The sequence below is a fragment of the Auritidibacter sp. NML130574 genome, assembly GCF_003185725.2.
Classification (GTDB): domain Bacteria; phylum Actinomycetota; class Actinomycetes; order Actinomycetales; family Micrococcaceae; genus Auritidibacter; species Auritidibacter ignavus.
Map to the genome: position 1 here is coordinate 567,749 of NZ_CP031746.1, position 16,421 is coordinate 584,169.

The 16,421-nt window shown below is 59.5% G+C and carries 17 protein-coding genes and 1 pseudogene; 8 read left to right on the forward strand and 10 right to left on the reverse strand.

Features of this window, described 5'->3' with window-relative positions:
* The first annotated feature begins 7 nt into the window (after positions 1–7).
* The 7 genes from DCC27_RS12280 (at position 8) to DCC27_RS02655 (ending at position 8,407) form a co-directional block, all read left to right on the forward strand.
* Entirely contained in the window at positions 8–532 is a 525-nt protein-coding gene (locus DCC27_RS12280; RefSeq protein WP_208392208.1) for a hypothetical protein, read from the forward strand.
* Positions 495–1,286 (forward strand): DDE-type integrase/transposase/recombinase, encoded by a 792-nt coding sequence (locus tag DCC27_RS12285; RefSeq protein WP_210403482.1) that lies wholly within the window; start codon positions 495–497, stop codon positions 1,284–1,286. The genes DCC27_RS12280 and DCC27_RS12285 overlap by 38 nt, the downstream gene beginning before the upstream one ends.
* Positions 1,287–2,065: 779 nt before the next feature.
* Complete coding sequence (locus DCC27_RS02635) at positions 2,066–3,331, forward strand: phosphotransferase (protein WP_168186060.1); 1,266 nt, start codon at positions 2,066–2,068, stop codon at positions 3,329–3,331.
* Positions 3,332–3,337: 6 nt separating this feature from the next.
* Positions 3,338–4,597 carry a lanthionine synthetase C family protein gene (locus DCC27_RS02640; protein ID WP_110110988.1) on the forward strand — a complete coding sequence of 420 codons (1,260 nt, stop codon included), beginning with the start codon at positions 3,338–3,340 and terminating at the stop codon, positions 4,595–4,597.
* A gap of 2 nt (positions 4,598–4,599) precedes the next feature.
* Entirely contained in the window at positions 4,600–4,734 is a 135-nt protein-coding gene (locus DCC27_RS12635; protein WP_256372023.1) for a hypothetical protein, read from the forward strand.
* Between the two features lie 398 nt (positions 4,735–5,132).
* A complete protein-coding gene (locus DCC27_RS02650) occupies positions 5,133–6,710 on the forward strand; it encodes a prolyl oligopeptidase family serine peptidase (RefSeq protein ID WP_148707494.1) in 1,578 nt (525 codons plus the stop codon).
* Positions 6,707–8,407 carry an ABC transporter ATP-binding protein gene (locus DCC27_RS02655; RefSeq protein WP_148707495.1) on the forward strand — a complete coding sequence of 567 codons (1,701 nt, stop codon included), beginning with the start codon at positions 6,707–6,709 and terminating at the stop codon, positions 8,405–8,407. Before DCC27_RS02650 ends, DCC27_RS02655 begins: the two co-directional genes overlap by 4 nt.
* A gap of 438 nt (positions 8,408–8,845) precedes the next feature.
* Here DCC27_RS02655 and DCC27_RS02660 read toward each other — a convergent pair whose 3' ends face one another.
* A complete protein-coding gene (locus DCC27_RS02660; RefSeq protein ID WP_110110991.1) occupies positions 8,846–9,436 on the reverse strand; it encodes an OB-fold nucleic acid binding domain-containing protein in 591 nt (196 codons plus the stop codon).
* Positions 9,437–9,516: 80 nt separating this feature from the next.
* On the opposite strand from DCC27_RS02660, the gene DCC27_RS12290 reads away from it, so the two are divergent.
* On the forward strand, positions 9,517–9,732 hold the full coding sequence (locus DCC27_RS12290; RefSeq protein WP_148707496.1) for a hypothetical protein: 216 nt from the start codon (positions 9,517–9,519) through the stop codon (positions 9,730–9,732).
* A 112-nt stretch (positions 9,733–9,844) separates the two neighbouring features.
* Here the strand turns inward: DCC27_RS12290 and DCC27_RS12365 are convergent, their stop codons facing one another.
* From DCC27_RS12365 to DCC27_RS02705, 9 genes and pseudogenes are all read right to left on the reverse strand, one after another.
* Positions 9,845–10,654, reverse strand: a complete 810-nt coding sequence (locus DCC27_RS12365) for a transposase family protein (RefSeq protein WP_246840118.1) — start codon at positions 10,652–10,654, stop codon at positions 9,845–9,847.
* On the reverse strand, positions 10,611–11,042 hold the full coding sequence (locus tag DCC27_RS12370; protein ID WP_246840119.1) for a hypothetical protein: 432 nt from the start codon (positions 11,040–11,042) through the stop codon (positions 10,611–10,613). The genes DCC27_RS12365 and DCC27_RS12370 overlap by 44 nt, the downstream gene beginning before the upstream one ends.
* Positions 11,039–11,530 (reverse strand): 3-deoxy-7-phosphoheptulonate synthase, encoded by a 492-nt coding sequence (locus DCC27_RS12755; RefSeq protein WP_110110992.1) that lies wholly within the window; start codon positions 11,528–11,530, stop codon positions 11,039–11,041. The genes DCC27_RS12370 and DCC27_RS12755 overlap by 4 nt, the downstream gene beginning before the upstream one ends.
* A pseudogene (locus DCC27_RS12760) lies at positions 11,527–12,310 on the reverse strand (SDR family NAD(P)-dependent oxidoreductase). The gene DCC27_RS12755 and the pseudogene DCC27_RS12760 overlap by 4 nt, the downstream one beginning before the upstream one ends.
* A gap of 46 nt (positions 12,311–12,356) precedes the next feature.
* A complete protein-coding gene (locus DCC27_RS02685; protein ID WP_168186061.1) occupies positions 12,357–13,823 on the reverse strand; it encodes an MFS transporter in 1,467 nt (488 codons plus the stop codon).
* Positions 13,820–14,383: a GNAT family N-acetyltransferase gene (locus DCC27_RS02690; protein ID WP_110110996.1), complete on the reverse strand. Its 564-nt coding sequence runs from the start codon at positions 14,381–14,383 to the stop codon at positions 13,820–13,822. Before DCC27_RS02690 ends, DCC27_RS02685 begins: the two co-directional genes overlap by 4 nt.
* On the reverse strand, positions 14,383–14,751 hold the full coding sequence (locus DCC27_RS02695) for an aminodeoxychorismate/anthranilate synthase component II (RefSeq protein WP_246840120.1): 369 nt from the start codon (positions 14,749–14,751) through the stop codon (positions 14,383–14,385). Before DCC27_RS02695 ends, DCC27_RS02690 begins: the two co-directional genes overlap by 1 nt.
* Positions 14,752–14,758: 7 nt before the next feature.
* On the reverse strand, positions 14,759–15,007 hold the full coding sequence (locus DCC27_RS12765; RefSeq protein ID WP_210403491.1) for a chorismate mutase: 249 nt from the start codon (positions 15,005–15,007) through the stop codon (positions 14,759–14,761).
* 378 nt (positions 15,008–15,385) lie between these two features.
* Positions 15,386–16,372, reverse strand: a complete 987-nt coding sequence (locus tag DCC27_RS02705) for a helix-turn-helix domain-containing protein (RefSeq protein WP_246840153.1) — start codon at positions 16,370–16,372, stop codon at positions 15,386–15,388.
* Positions 16,373–16,421: the final 49 nt, after the last annotated feature.

The following is a 16,421-nucleotide window of genomic DNA, read 5'->3' on the forward strand; positions in this document are numbered from 1 at the left end:
TGAACGCATGGATAAGGACATTGTCTCGATGAGTGCTCGGATTGAAGTCACCAAGCAATTACGTAGGGATTATCGCACGGGGTCCAAGGCGGAGAAGTCAGCGATTTTAGATCAGTTTTGTGCTTCCACTGGGTTGGGCCGGTCCACGGCCAGGCGGTATCTGACGTCGCAGACCATCGGGGTCAAAAACGTGGTGCGCATTGACCGTCGAAAGCATAAACCCACGAAGTATTCGGCGAATGCGAAAAAGCAGTTGATCCGGGTGTGGCGGTTGATGGGCATGCCCTCGGGCAAATACATGAAACCGGTGATGGAAGACTGGTTAGACGCGTTAGAAGCCCACGATGAGTTGGCGTTTGGCCGCTCCGGGTATAACCCCACGGTGCGTGCCCAGCTGGTGGCCATGAGTGCCGCCACGATTGACCGGTATCTCAAGGCCGAACGCGACCGGTTACGCCTCAAAAGGCATCGCTACGACCAAGCCTGGGGCCTTGTTGCGCAACTCGATTACGGTGCGACAAGCCGGCGATGAGGTCGAAGACGAACCAGGGTTTTTCGAAACCGACACGGTGGCCCATTGCGGGCCAACCCTGCAAGGCGAATTCGCCCGCACCCTAACCATGACTGATGTGCGCACCGGGTGGGTGCACCTAGAAGTGCTCCGTCATAACGCCCAAGTGCACATCCTGGCAGGATTGGACCGGGCCGCAGCCGCCATCCCCTATGGGATCGCGGGCTTAGATTGTGACAACGGGTCAGAGTTCATCAACCACGAAGTCATGCACTGGGCTGCTGACCGGTTGATCTTTTTCACCCGGGGCCGGCCGTATCAAAAAAATGATCAAGCCACCGTGGAATCCAAAAACAACCACGCCGTGCGAAAATTTGGGTTTCACTACCGGTACGACACCGCAGATCAACGCGCCATCCTGGCGGCCCTATGGCAGGTGGTGGGTTTGAAACTCAACTACTTCACCGCCACCAAAAAACCCACCGGCTGGACCCAAGACGCCAGCGGGCGGCGCAAACGCCTCTATGACAAACCCAAGACTCCCTACCACCGGCTGCTGGATGCCGGGATCCTCTCCACCGCCCAACAAGAAGAGCTAGCGGCCATCTACCGCAGGATCAATCCAGCCCAGCTGACCCGCCAAATCCTGACCTACCAAGACCGGCTGATCAGCCTGGCCAAAGACAAAACCCTCACCATCGCCGCCGACCTCGACAGCAAGCACCAGGCCCGGCAAAAACGCCGCACCACCGGCATCCGCATCAAAGCCAGCTAACCCAAGTTTTCGCGCTCAAACTAGCTGAGGCACGACACTGCAGCCACGCGACCTCTCGCGCTCACGATCTGTGAGGCACGACTTACCCTTCGCGCTCAGTTTGACATGAGGCACTACGCCATACTCACACCGGTGCCTACCGATCTCGGTCACGAGACCACTGGGAAGGGCTCGCCCTATGGCCATCCGGCAAAGGGCTAATGACACTCCTCCTTCTCCTCCTTAGTTTGACGCGTACTCGCTGTGCTTCGAGGTGGAGGCCCCAATCCCCGGCGTGCCCCGAATCTTCAACACGTGGGGTGGTGCGAGACGACCGGCACCGAGCTGAGCCGGGTGGCGCACGCCAACCTGCTCTGACCGACCCTGCTCTCCTAACGGGAGAGGTCCGAATCATCTCAGTGCATTAGCGCCCTGCTGAAACGCTCGCAACGACTCCAAGCATCCGGGCTCAATATCGACGTGCCCACAAGCGTGCTGGTCACGAACAGCCATGCATGCTACACCGCGTGTCATCAGCCGTTCATCATCGTCCCCGGTAGGCCAGCAGGCAGACAAGGGCCATCGTCGACTTGGGGCCGCCCCCGCCGCTCACTCTCTTGGCGGAACGGACGACGGTAGCTAGACGAACGCGGGTGGGCTCCCATTGGGTCAACCCCGCTTCAGACTGTCATCTCACGATGACAGTTCCAGCCATCTCCTGGGCTAGCTACTGCACCCGTGGTGCACTTGCAATGTCAGGGAATTCACAGCGGAGCCATGGACGACGAGGAGGTCATCTCGTGCCAATCGACTTGAGGTACGTGCCGTATTGTCACCCGGAGTTCGCGTTCTACACTCCGATTGATAACGCACCGTCAGCGCGTTTGGACTCGAATGTGGCGATTCCCAGTTCATGGGAGATCTTCAACGGTCAACCTTGGACTCACGCCAAGCCTCGGAACGTCAACCTCCCGCGCCAGGGCTGGAAGGTGCACGTTTCTGCCACACTGGCCAACAGAGAGCATGTTCTCGGGACCGTAGCAACATACTGCGTTGACCACGAGATTTCCTTCAAATATCTCTCGACGCACGCTGATTACCTTGCCTTGAATGGCAAATACACAAACCGCGGTTCCGCCGGAAAATTCGTGACGATCTATCCGCGCGATATCGATCAGTTCGAAGAAACTTTGCTGGGTCTCGAAGACTGCATCGGGACAGAGGAGGGACCCTACATTCTCTCTGATCGGAGATGGGGGTCGGGCCCCGTCTTCTACCGTTACGGTGCTTTCTTGCCACCCGAGCAGCCTACTCAGTTCGACAGCACGCTGGTCGACCCACAGGGCAACGTAGTGGAAGATGTACGGCGACCAATTTTTACCCTGCCCTCATGGGTCGAAGAGCCAGCATTTATCAGGGCGAGGCAACAGAACACCGCCATTGATGCGCAATTCCCCTTCGACATGAAGACCGCCCTACATTTTTCCGCCGGAGGTGGCGTGTACGTTGCCGAAGCAAACTCCTCTGAGTATGTGCCAGAAGGAACGCGCGTAGTCCTGAAGGAAGCAAGGCCATTTGCCGCGCTCGATACAGAAGGCAAGGACGCGGTCGCACGCCTCCGGCATGAACACCGCGTCCTTTGCGAACTTGCGCATACGTTGTACGTGCCTCGTACATACGGGCTTTTCAAGGCATGGGACAACCTGTACCTGGTAATGGATTACATAGACGGCTCAAGCCTAAAACGTGAAACGATGCTTCGAACACCAGTACTTAAGCCCGCTCCGTGGAAGCTAGAAGATGCAGCTTTCAATACATGGCTCGCAGGTGTGGTGCAGGAGACCGACAAAGCAATCCAAGCTTTTCACGAGGCAGGATGGCTTCTTGGCGACATTCATCCGAAGAACATTGTCCTGGAGGGAGGCACACGACCGGTCTTTATCGACTTCGAATTCGCACATCCGGTGGACCCTGACTGGCGCATAGGTCAAGTCGCACCTGGGTATGGACCCCGTAAGGGTTTAACGGGGAGCGACGCCGACCTGTGGTCGCTGGGAATCACGTAGCTGGACATGGTCCTCCCACAGGCTACGACAGCAGATCAGGGCAATGAGGGGCTTATAGATAGGCTCCTTGACGAAGCGGACCAGGAGTTGTCGCTCCCAGCGAGCGTGAGTCATTCGATCTCCCAAAAGCTTCCTACCGACGATGACGGAGGGGAGCAGCAGAAGCTGCAGGCCGCACCGCTGGACACGGTTCTGAATCTCTTGGTGTCAGGAGTTGAAAGACACATTAGGTTTACCGATGACAACCCGGCGTTGCCAGGAGATATTGAACTCTTCGGCCGGGGAGGCGTGGAGGCGGCACTCTCATACCCGTACGGGATCGCGGGAGCTCTCGCCGTCACAGCGAGAGCCGGGCGTCCGTTAGACCAGAGGTATGTCGAGCGCTCCGCCCCGTGGATCGAGAAGAACCTTTCGCACGTGAGCACACCAGGATTCCGGGGACGGGATGGCCTCGACTACGGCCTCCGGCAGGCCGGAATGCACGAGCTCGCCTCGGAGGTCTCATCGTTATCTGTTGCGGACCCCGTCGACCCCACGTATTGGTCGGGTTGGGCCGGATTAGGGCTCAATGCCCTCTCGTCGAACGAAACTGACAAGGCTCTCAGAGCCTCTGCAGGACTACGGCGGATGTTGCGTGATGGCTACACCACGGAGTCAGCAGGTCTCCTGTATGGATGGTCCGGCGCGGCGATTTTCTGGGCGGAGCTCTACAAGAGGGCAGATCAAGATGGCGAACTTGTAGACCTAGCTAAAGAGGCCATTGACCGCGAATTGAGTCGGTGCTCGCTGACGCAGAACGGAACCATCGAGTACGACGAAGGATGGAGGACACTTCCGTACCTGGGTACGGGGTCGTGTGGTATCGCCCTGGCGATTCACGAGCTTAGAGCTGTAACTGGTACGGATCTTTACGAAGACGAGTACCGCAAACTAATACGCGCGTGCACGTACTACCAGTGTGCGCAAGGCACGTACGGATACGGGTTGGCAGGGTTTGCGACAGTGCTGAATCGGGCCAAGGCCTCACTGTCGCCTGATGTAGCCATGGCCCTTAAGAAGGCCCCAGATACGTTGCGGCTCTTCCTCGTACCCAGGGACGGCTCTGCCTTCGTCAGGGGTAATCAAGGCCTCAAGCTTTCATGTGACTTCCTGACCGGTTCGTTGGGCGTAGTCGCGGCGCTTTCCGCACTACGAGGCGACTGGTCAGGGGTTCCGTTCCTCCCCGGGGGCGGAAACGACACGAATGAACGAGAGGAGGTGTATTAGTCATGATGGAGCAGATTCTGAACTTTCAGACCATGTCCACCGATGGTGAGCATGAGGACTTCGCGCGCGTGAGAACGCTGAGCTTCAACGGACCGTGCCCCGGTCTGCCGAGCGCTTTCACCTACAGCAACTGCTGACCCAACTGGTTGGGGGTGGCGACTGCAAGGCTGTCCTTGCAGTCGCCACCCTAACTCTTGCACGACGATTTGCACAGGGTCTTAGAACACGATTTTCGGCACCATCAGTACAGATCGTAAAGTGAAGGAGCCCTGTGAAAAGAATCGAACTTCCTAGTTTCTGCGTCGACGCGCGCGAGCTTCAGCCCGTTCTCAGCCCACTTGTCGAAGAGTTGAAGGCTTCCGAAATAACGTCGGAACCGGTCCGACTTGACGACCGAGGCGGCGCGGATTCTAAAAGGCCGAAGGTATCACCTGCTGTCGTTGGTGGACGCTTACTCTTGCGGGTCGCTGACGAGGGCTCCATACGTGAGATTGTGCTGCCGGACGTGAGCGTGCAGCGAATAACCGGCCTCGTGGTGAGCACAGAGAACACCCTTGCCGCCGCAGTCCAGCAAGCAGTCAACGGTGACGACTTCGAATTGTACATATTCGATATTTCCGGAGAAGCAGCTAAGACCCTCGCCCAGAGCTCTAGCTCGGGCCGAGTCGTGACCCAGCTCGGCCCGAATATCGCGTGGCTGGAGCGCAATACAGCGCGGCACCCGGTACGGCTTGTCATGTGCAACGAGCAGGGGCACCGGTCCACACTCATTGAGATGACTGAGCCAGATCGGTGGCTGTCACTTCAAGCTGTGGACCCGGAGTTGCTTGTAGTCGCCGGCCACGGGCCGGACGGGACTGAACACTTCATCATCGACATCCGTTCACGCGAGACCGTTATGAGATTCCACCGCGGGCTGGAGCCAGATGACTGTATTACCGCATGTGACGGATCTGTTTGGACCATCGATTCAACCCGCAGGCTCCTACTCCGATGGGAAGTGTGTGGTACACAGTGGACAGACGCAAGCACTCCGCTGCCTCCGGGCTTCATTCCGACCGACCTAAATTCCCGTGGCGGCGTGCTCTGGGCGGCGGGCCGGGTTGATGGTCGTGCAGCCGCTTGGATCCCACAGCTCGGTAGCCAGAGTGTCTGGAAGGCACCTCCGAGCGGCGTCATCCGATTCATTGATATCCGCGACAGCTACCCGCAGTTTATCGTCTCCTCCCCCATTCATCCTCCGGAAGCTGCCACAGGTTCCGACGAAGGCGCGTGGAGGCGCCCTCTTGCCGGTGTGCCCGGGGTATCTGCCCTCGAGGTTCGCAACATACCGGGCAGGCCCGCTGCCGTGGGTGCGACCCTCTTCTTCCAACAGGTTCGGGCGCGGGAACTTCACTCTTGCCCTGTGCTGGCTCTCGTGTATGGGGCGTACGGCCTTCCCAACGAAGGCGCCTTTGACCCTCAGCTCGCGGCACTACTGACCTCGGGCGTCACTGTGGCCTTCTGTCATGTGCGCGGCGGAGGCGAATATGGGCCCTCCTGGCACAAGGCCGGCAAAGGCGAAAAAAAGGAAAATAGTCTCGACGACTTCGTCGCGATCCTCGCGCATCTACGAAGCCAAGGGCTCTGCGAGCCGACCCGGATCGGAGCAAGCGCGTCCAGCGCAGGCGCGCTAGTAGCGGCTAGTGCCGCCGTGGAACATCCAGATCTTATCGCGGCGGTGCATCTAAACCACCCATTCTTAGCTCCTGAGAGCCTCTCACACTGGCCTGGTGACGTATCCGCACCCATCGACTGGGACGAGTTCGGGGATTCAACGATCGTCGGTCATCCGGTGCTTTCCGCGCTAATGAAGGCAGAAGAGGCGGTGCATCGGTCTGGGCGTCCCAAGGTATGGATCACCGCTGGAGTGTCTGACCGCAAGGCACCTCTCTCGTCAGTTATTGAGTGGGCTGAAGCCTACTCCGATATCGCAGACGACACGGATGTCATCTTGGACCTCAATGACGGGGGACATACCGCGACCAGAGACCAGACGAGGAGCTGGCTGCCGATTGCGTGGATCCAGCAACAACTGACCGCGCCAGTCCCCACGGAAGGAGCGCTGCGTTGACTCGAAGGCTTAAACGGGTAGCCAGGCCCGCCCAGGGATTGAACCTCGTTCGTCATCAAAAGGGGCGGGTAGTTGTCGGCGGCCTGCTGACGCTCGCTGGATCAGGCGTTACACTCCTTCAACCCCTCATAGCTGGCCAGGTGATATCCGCAGTTGAGAGACAGGTCAGTGTTTGGGGATACGTCCTCATGTTAGTCGGAATCTTCTTCGTGCAGGTGGCTACCCAGGCCGGTGGACAGTATGCACTGGAAGTCGCGGGAGAATCTTCATCCAGAGCAGTCAGATCCGACGGAGTAAGAAGAGTCCTTCATGCGAGTATGGACGCTGTCTCTCGCTTTAGAAGAGGAGACTTCGTATCGCGCCTGGTGAACGATACCACGGCCGCCCAGCAACTCGTCGCGCACGGTTACATCGACGTGATCCTCGGGGCAACGACTCTCCTCGGAGCCGTGATCTTCATGTACTTGATCAGTCCCATATTACTTTTGACTATCGTCTGCGTCTTCCTGGTGGCAGGAGTGGGAGCCTTCTTGGTCCTCTCCCAGCTCGAAGGCGTAGCAACCCGAAGGCAACAGGCCCTGGCGCTGCTGACAGCGGACCTCGAAGGAACCTTGCAATCACTGCGAACCGTCAAGGTGACGAACGCTGAGACCCACGAGCGGGAGCATCTCAACAGCTCTATCGAGTCGGTCTTCACTGCGGCAAAGCGTCAGGCGGCGCTCGGTGCAATCATCACACCAGCCGCCCAGTTAGCTGCGACGGGATCACTCATCGCCGGCGTCGTCATCGGAGGCGCACAAGTCGCGAGTGGACACCTCTCACTTGCAGGCCTCGTCTCCGCCCTCCTGTACTCCACTTCAATGGTTCTGCCCCTGGCCAATCTTATGAAGGGATACTCCTCCGTCATGACGGCACGAGCATCTCTAACCAGGCTGGAAGAGGTTCACAGCCTCCCATCTGAACATGCACGGAGGGACGATATCCGCCCGCACGTGGCGGCGAAACCGACATCACCGGCTATTGAGTTCGACGACGTTTCCTTTCGATACTCGCCTGATGCTCCGGCGATATCATCGCTAGACCTCTCGATCCCACGAGGATCGCGCTGTCTGTTGATCGGGCCGTCAGGAGTCGGAAAGTCGACAATACTCAACCTGATCTCTGGCCTCTATCTACCGAGTACTGGCTCGGTCCGGGTCTTTGGGGAGCAGATGTCAGAGCACACGGTCTCGGCGTTGCGTGACCACATGGCCCTCCTCGAGCAGTCCGCACCCGTAATGTACGGTTCGGTTCGTGACGCCGTTGCGTACACAACGCCTGCAGTCACAGATGATCAGGTATTAGGAGTTCTTCACACTGTCGGACTTCGAGACAAATTCCCTGACGTGCAATCCCTCGACATTCAGATCAACGATTCAGGCGAAAATTTGTCAGGGGGAGAGCGTCAGAGAGTTGCACTTGCTCGAGCGCTCTTGAGGCGGCCCGACCTGCTCCTCCTAGACGAACCGACCTCAAGCTTGGACGTAAAAACTTACGCGATGGTAATGGACGCGCTTTATCAACTGCCGGAAGACATCACTGTCGTCATGGTTTCCCATGATGCGCGTCAAAGGGAGTGGGCCGACTACACAATCGAACTCGAGCCCGGAGGTGGCGTCAACGCCTCAAGTACAGCGGACCACCGCACCGCCGGTTAAACGCCCAGACAGCGGAGCACATAGCGCATGCTCGTGTTCATGCATAGGTAGGAGATCATCGGCGACTTGATATATATGGATTACGTTGTGCTCGATCATGAGTTCTATGGGTAGCCATACGCTCGATTAGGCGGATGACGAAAGCTCCTCCTCGGTGCACATTCCGACTGGTCGATTTGGGCTACCGCCGAATTCGACGATGGCGGCGCTATAGCACTACCTCCGGATGCCTGCGTGACCAGGGGTGGAATTACCACATAATCTGCGACTTCAGTCTTTGTTCAGGAAAACGTGCGCCCTTAAGAGAGTTTGGATATCCCTGGAACGGGCTGAAGAATGGCGCCGCACACAGGGTGGAATGGTCGGTGCAACCAGGCGTCTTGGACCGGGCCGGGTGGGGCCGCTCGACGCGCTCAAAAAATGCCCTACCTTCGAAGGTTATTGGAAAGCCTTGGGGCGTGTCCTGGCAGCCGCTGTGCGCACCCAGTCATTCCAAATTGATCTGAGGTCGTGGGCTTCATCAGCTTGGACGGAGATGCTCAAGTCGCCGGTGCGGCGGGTGTGGCCGTGGATGCTCATCATGTTGGCCGTGAACAGGCCCGATCTGGCCTTGCCTTGAGCTTCATCGAAGAAGACCACGTCGATGATTCCGGTGCTGTCGTCGAGGCTGATGAATACCGTCCTCTGCCCGGAGCGCATGGGTGGAGTCTGCGTGGCTACCCGGACGCCGGCAACGACGACCTCGCTGCCTGATCGTAGGCCGAGGAGTTCTTCAGCGTGGGTGACGACGAGGTGGTCGAGTAGCGGCCAGTAGGAGTCCATGATGTGGCCTTCGACCTCGGCGGAGAGCACGTGGAGGTTTGCGGTGACCTGCTCGGCAGCGCTCGGGTCCGGGATCGTGGCGTCGACGAGTTCGGCGTCGGTGAACAACGGTGCTTGGCCCTCGGGAGGTTCTGCGCCGGTGGTATGGGGTTTGGCGGTGAGCCGGCGGACATTGGCGACGTTCCCTCCCCGGTGTGCGCGTGCCATCTGATCTAGGGTGAGTGAGTCAAGGGTGCCGAGGCAGGCCAGGTCGCGGCGACGAGGGCCTCGGGGGTGGCGGTGCCGTGATGGGCCGTGAACGAGGAGGCCATGTGCAGGTGGGTGAAGGTCGGCATGCGCAGGGCGGGCGGCTAGTCGAAGATGGCGACGACGGACCAGCGCTGGCCAACGCCGACAACGAGATCGAGAGTGAGGATCTTGCCGGTGTCCACGGCTTCGGTCTCGACCTGCCACATCCGCCGCTCCACCCCGGAGTGCCTCATGTCAAGATCCCCGGGGAATGAGGCTGTGCCTCGCACATATTTCCCCCGCTAACCGGGGTCTGAGCCGGCCCGGGTGTGGTGGATTTTGATGCCCGCGGGGTCCGGTTGGGCCTGAGTTTTCTCGATCTGGCGTTCAAGCCTTGCAGTCTTGCTCGCAGCGAGCTTGATCAACCGTTGCTGGATTTGATCGATCTCGGCAGCCAGGCCGACCGGATCCAGACCTGCCCGGTACTTCTGAAGCTCTTGTTTCTGCTGGGCGTTGAGGATCCCGGAATCCAGCAATCGTCGATACGGTGTCTTGGCAGAGTCGTAGACGCGTTTGCGGCCGGCCGACACGATCGGTGGAATACCCGGTCGGTTTCTTCCTCGGAGTGAAGAAGTTCAGGCGGTCGTTGACCAACGGCCACAGGCGTTGCAGCAGCTCCAGCTCGGGCGCGGTGTCGTAGCGGTAGGAGAACCCGTACCGGCGCACGAGGTGGTTGTTCTTCGACTCGATGGTGGCCTGATCGTTCTTCGTATCCGGGCGTGCCCGGGTGAAGAAGATCTTGCGGTCAGCGGCCCAGTCGTTGAGGTTGTGGTTGATGAACTCGGACCCGTTGTCGAAGTCGAGTCCGGTCACCAGGTAGGGCACAGTATTGACGAGTTGTGTGCAGGCATCGACGACGTGGGTCGAGGCGTTGTTCTTCATCGGGTGGGTATAGACCCACCCGGTGTGCATGTCGGTGTCGTTCACGCAGCGGGCGAACTCGCCGTTGAGAGTCGGGCCGCAGTGGGCGAGGGTATCGATTTCGAAGAAGCCGGGTTCGTCGTCGATTTCGTCACCGGCCTTGGGCACGGTGATGGAGTTACGCAGCAGGCTCCCGGGCTTCGTCGCTGACTTCCCAGGCAGGGGGTCCTTGTCACGGACTGGTTTGAGGTACCGGTTGATGGTCGCCGGACTCATCGCTAACAGCTCGGCACGCACGCTGTGGTTGTAGCGGCCTTTGCCCGGGATCAGGTGGGTGGGCTTCGAGGCAGTCCAGTAGGCCTTTCATGGCTGCGGCGAGGTACTTACCGCAGATGCCGCCGGCGATCGAGCACACGTATGGCAAGATCTTGACCGCGTCGTAGGAGTATTTGCGGGCCTTCGTCTTCGGCCTGTCGATGACCGCGACTGTGGCTTTCGCGCGTCCTTGGGGTTGCCGGGTACGGCGGGTGAGTTGCTGGCGGGCGTGGTCGGGGTTCCACCCGGTGAGTTCGGTGACGGTATCGAGGATCGCGGCTTTAGGTTTCTTCGGCGCTTGCGTGTAGGCGGTGGCGTAGTTCTTCGTGATCTCGATTCGGCTGCTCATAGATACGTCCCTGTCGACCATGACCCCATCGTCGTCGTGCCTGGTGGCCCGGGAGAAAGATTTCGCGTGGATTTTTCTGTGAGGCACGACCCCTTACTACGCGGGGGCTTTCTATGAGTCTCGTCGGAGAATTGTCCCGCAATCCTTCCAATGTGGATAATTTCCTTACCGGTCGCGCTGTTGAGCTGTGTGCCCAATCTGTGCAAGAGATCGGCTTTCCGGTAAACGGTCGTTGTAGATGTGTCACTCAAAGGCTCTGCGCAGTCGCCAGCCTGCAATACCAGACCGCTTCCATTGGCTGCACCGCTTAGTTGTCCCTGAAGGTCAAGTATTTCTGTCTCGGTAACTAGTGGGGGACTGGAATGAAGAATTCCCTTGGCGATGATTAGGCTTAATTGGTTACTCCAATGTGGTTGTTGCAGTGCGGGCTTCTGCTGGATTAGAGTGCGGGCTTCCGCCAGGAGGTCCGAGTCGGAGTAATGCATCATAAGGCCATGTCCGAAGTGAAGTTCGGTTGCCCTGATGACGCCGAGAGGCCTCCATCGATGGGGAGGGTGATGCCCGTTATGTAGCGAGCGTCGTCACTTGTAAGAAACGCGATGGCTACCGCTACTTCGTCCGGGGAGGCTGGCCTACCAAGTGGAATCCGCATGCAGAATTCGTTTTGCAGTCGTTCGCTGGCCCCAATGTATTCGGTTAGGCTTGTCGTGGTGTAGCTAGGGCAGACGGAATTCACTCGAACTCCATTTTCAGCCTCGTCAAGAGCCAACGCTTGGGTGAAGGTATTTAGTGCACCTTTTGATGTGGAGTAGGCCACCATTCCCCGGTCTGCTCTAAGGCCTGAGAGTGAGGAAATGTTTGTGATTGCCCCCATGGGTAGTTCGCAGATAGGGAAGGATGGCTTGTGTGAGTCGGACTGTGGCCTCTAAGTTAACTGCAAGAGTTGCGCCCCAATCTTTCCAGAAATCGTCTCCTAGCAACTGTCCTTCCGATGCTATACCTGCACAGTTGACGAGTCCGTCTATCCGACCGAAGCGCTCGTTTGCGATTTCGGCGATATCTCGTGGAGTTGTTGGGTCGGTGAGGTCTCCAGGGATGACCGCAATGCGATTTGGTTCTAGGTTTGACGTCAATCTATTGAGATACTGTTCATTGTGGCCCGACACGACAAGGGAGGCTCCTTCGGCGTAACGGCGTGTGAATGTTGCTTTGCCGATTCCACCGGTTGCGCCAGTAATGATAACGGTTCGACTCCTGTAGCGATTCATGTTTTCTCCTGTTTGAGTCAGGCTCGTTGGCGTCAACTTACTCGGGTCATGCTCTATGCACTACTGTTTTAGGTCTGTTGGCGAACATGCTTGCTGGCTGCAAAATCAGCGACAGTCCGAAGAATGCAGCTCCGCAAGTTCCCAGGGCAATCAATAGCACCAGGCGATAGCCTTCTGCACCTGAGCCTCCTGCTTGGGTCACAGCGGCGTAGATGCTGCCGAGCACGGTCACCGAGAGGAGGCTGCCAAATTCGTAGGAGACTTCCTCAACGGCGGAGGCCATGCCTGCGCGTTCAGGGGCGACGTTGGTGATGATCGTCGAGGATGCGACGGTGATCAGCACGCCGATGCCGGTGCCGGCGACGAACAGGCTCAGTCCCAACCAGATGATGTGAGCGTTGAGGGCGAGCGTGGCCAGGCCGTATCCGAGACCGGCCAGGACGGCAGCGACCAGCAGGAGCGCTCGGGGCCCGATGCAGGTCAGGAGCGAACCGCTGGCCAGAGAGGTGATCGTCGCACCGGCGGCGATGCAGCCCACGAGCAGCCCAGTCTGGAGAGGCGTGTAGCCGGCGGCGGTCTGGAAATAGAGCGAGGTCACCGCCCCGATGCCGGCGAAGACGAAGGTGCTCAGCCCGGCGGCGAGCACACCGGCGGCCAGGGCGGCGTCGCGGAAGATCGTGAAGTCCAGCAACGGCGTGTCCAATCGGCGCTGTCGGATCAAGAACAGCGCGAAGCCGACCACGGCGGAGACCAGCGAGATCCCGATGATCGTCGCAGATGGCGAGGTAGAGGCGATTTCCTTGATCGCGGCGACGAGCCCTGTCAGGCCCACCAGCGCCCAGATGGAGGAGACCAGGTCCCACGGGACGGCTGATTCTTCGGCGGCTTTCGGGGCGAAGTTCGTGATGAGGATGAACGTCACGATCACGATCGGCACGTTGATCAGGAACACCGACCCCCACCAGAACCACTCGAGCAGGAGCCCGCCGACGAGGGGCCCGAAAGCGATTCCACCGATCGACACGCTCGACCAGACCGCGATGGCGATGTTGCGTTCGCGTTCGTCGTCAAAGGTCATGCGGATGATCGCCAAGGTCGCCGGGAGCATGAGGGCTGCGCCGACGGCGAGGAGGGCACGGGAGAAGATGAGGATGCCCGGTGTCGGTGAGAACGCAGCGATGAGCGAGGCCAGCCCGAACAGGGCAATCCCGAGGAGGAACACTCGCTTGTGGCCGTAGCGGTCTCCGAGGGTGCCGGTACCCAGGAGCAGGCCTGTCATGACCAGCGGGTACATGTTGATGATCCACAGGGACTCGCTGGTGCTCGCCCCCAGAGCGTCCACAAGCACGGGGACGGCGATGTAGAGGATCGAGGTATCGATCGTGGCCAGCAGGAGGCCAAGGGAGACGGCGGTGAGGACGATCCATCGGCCTCGTTGAGCGCGGGTATCCGCGGGAGCGGGGGTGTCGGCGTCGACGGTTCCGGGTCGGGTGTTAGCGTTATCGTGAGTCATCCGGTGTGCTTTCTTTGGTCCCATTCGTCCTTGAGCATGGCGAAGGTGAGCTCGTCACCCCATTCGCCCTTGAAGATCTCCAACTCGCGGAAGTGAGCTTCCTTGCGCAGCCCGAGTCGTTCCATGAGCCGGGCGGAGGCGTCGTTTCGCGGGTCGCATCGCCCGATGATGCGGTGCAGGTTCAGGGTCTCGAATCCCAGTCGGAGCATTTCGACGGCCGCTTCCGAGGCGAGTCCTTTGCCTTGGTGTTCGGGGTGGAGGACATATCCGAACTCGCCCTGGGAGTTGTCCCGGCTCAGCAGCGTCAGCAGCACGTAGCCGATGACGGTTCCGTTGTAGTCGACGGCTAGCAGGAGGGTGTCTCCGTCGTTTTCGAGCTTGGCCTGGGTCACCCGTTTGGCCAGTTCCTCGGCGTTGTCCTCGCGCGTGCGGGGCTCGTTGAAAAGGTACCGCGCGACGTCGTCGCGAGATTCGAAGTCGAACATGTCGTCTTCGTCTGCAGGCGTGAATGGTCTGATGATCAGGCGGGAGGTAGCGATGGGCTGATCGAGGTGGAACATTACTTTCTCCTTCTGCAGCACGTGTGTGCGGTCATGGTCAGTGCGACGCTGCCGGTGGCGTCCGACGGGTCGCGGTAGGGATCGACGGTCGCGCCCGAGGCAAATGAGAGTGCCTGATGGCCGAGGCAGACGCCCAGCACAGGCAACCGGTCCTGGGTGAAAGCTTGCTGCGAGATTCCCAGGTCCTCGGACCGTTGGGGGCGGCCCGGGCCAGGTGAGACGATGATGCCGTCGAAGTCGTCGAGGGGGATGTCGGCCCAGTTGGCGTCGTTGGTGATGACGACTGGTTCAGCTCCGAAGACGCGGTGAGCGAGGTCGCGGAGGTTGTAGGTGAACGAGTCGAAGTTGTCGATCAGGAGGGTTCTCATCGGTGTGCTACCTCGACGCCGCGTTGTCGCTGGGCGCGGGAGCCTCATCTATGATGAGGCTTTCGACGCGGCATGTCTCGGTGATGATTACTTCGTAGAGACTGCGCAGAAACTCCGCGTTGATGCCGTGTTCCTGGCCGAAGGCTTCGGCCCTCTGGTGGACGACACCCACCCGGCCCGGCTGCATCATAGGGATGTCATGCTCTCGCTTGAGATGTGCGATGCTTGCGCAACATTCGATGCGACGACGCAGGATGTCTAGAAGCTACGCGTCGAGCGCGTCCAGTTCGTCGCGTCGGTCGCCGAGGATGATGTTCGGGTCTGTCGCTTTAGCGTCCATGATGTGCTCCTGCCGTGTCGGAGGTCTCGCGGCGGGAACCGGCAGGGGATGCCGCGGTCCTTGTGCCGCTTGCTCCTTACGCTACGGACGGCGGGGAGACTCAGGCTTGTCATCCTGTGCCAGAGTCTTGACATCAGGAGTACTGCGCTTGCTAAGCATGGAGGCACAGGTCCATATCGGGCGAGTATGATCAAGTCACGACTGGTCTCATTGCAGCATCATGCTTCATAAGCGTGTGATTTGAGGACCGGATAGGCGCGATTCCTCTCGAAAGGAATGGCCTGCGTCTAACGGTTAATTCTCTGAGAGGAAGGTTGTCCGGTAGTCGCGGGGTGGCATTTCGAAACGCGTGCGGAATGCTCGGGAGAAGGCGCTGGGGTCGGGGAAGCCCCAGTTCGAGCCGATCTTGCTTACGGGTATGTGCCGATAGGCGGGATCGATCAGTTGCCGGCTTGCGCTGTCAAGACGACGGTTGCGTATCCATTCGCCCAGCGTGGTGTTCTCCTTCTCGAACAGGCGGTGGAGATAGCGCAGGGAAATGTGATGCGCATCGGCGACGAGTTGAACGTTCAGGTCTGCCCGGGAGAGGTTCTTCTCGACGAACCGGTAGATCGACTCCAGAAGCCCAGCTGCATATGTCTCCGGTGGCCGTTCTGTGCTGCCTTGCGCTTCCAGAAGCGCGACCGAGAGCACATCGATGAAGGCGCTGGATAGACGGGCGGAGGACGTGGCGCTGAGCCATCCAGTCTCTAGGTTGGAGGCGAGACCGACCACCATAGACGACAAGAGCTGTCCCGTGCCGGTTTGTCCGTCGATGTGGAGGGCGGTGATGTCGCGCAGATGCGGCACCTTCTTGACGAGGAGACTTCGGGACATGGACGCGGTGACGGCGCGAGCTGAGGAATCCGGTGGACAGTACAGGGTCGACGGGACAGAATCGTCGAGGATGCTGAAGTCGCCTGGGCGTTCGATCGTCGATTCCCTGTCGTTCTGGGTGAGGCCGATTTTCCCTCCGCCGAGGTGCAGCTGCAGAAGGAAGTCGTCAGTCTCCTCTTGGCGGACGTGCCGGGAAGTGCGGGTGATCTCGTAGCCGCTGCTGGCCTGGTACTCCGCGACCGAGAATGTCACCGGCCCGAGGCTGCCGGTGACCATCCGTCCGTAGAACGTTTCGTCGGTGTTGCTCACGCGGACCGCACAGCGGGCGAAGGACCCGGTGACAAGGTCCTGCCAGTACTCGATCCGGTGGTAGAAGGCTACGTCGTCCGTGCTGACGTTGTACACCCGCAAGATTTGACCTCCCCGTTGAAGTACCGCGGCTGTCCGCATTAGT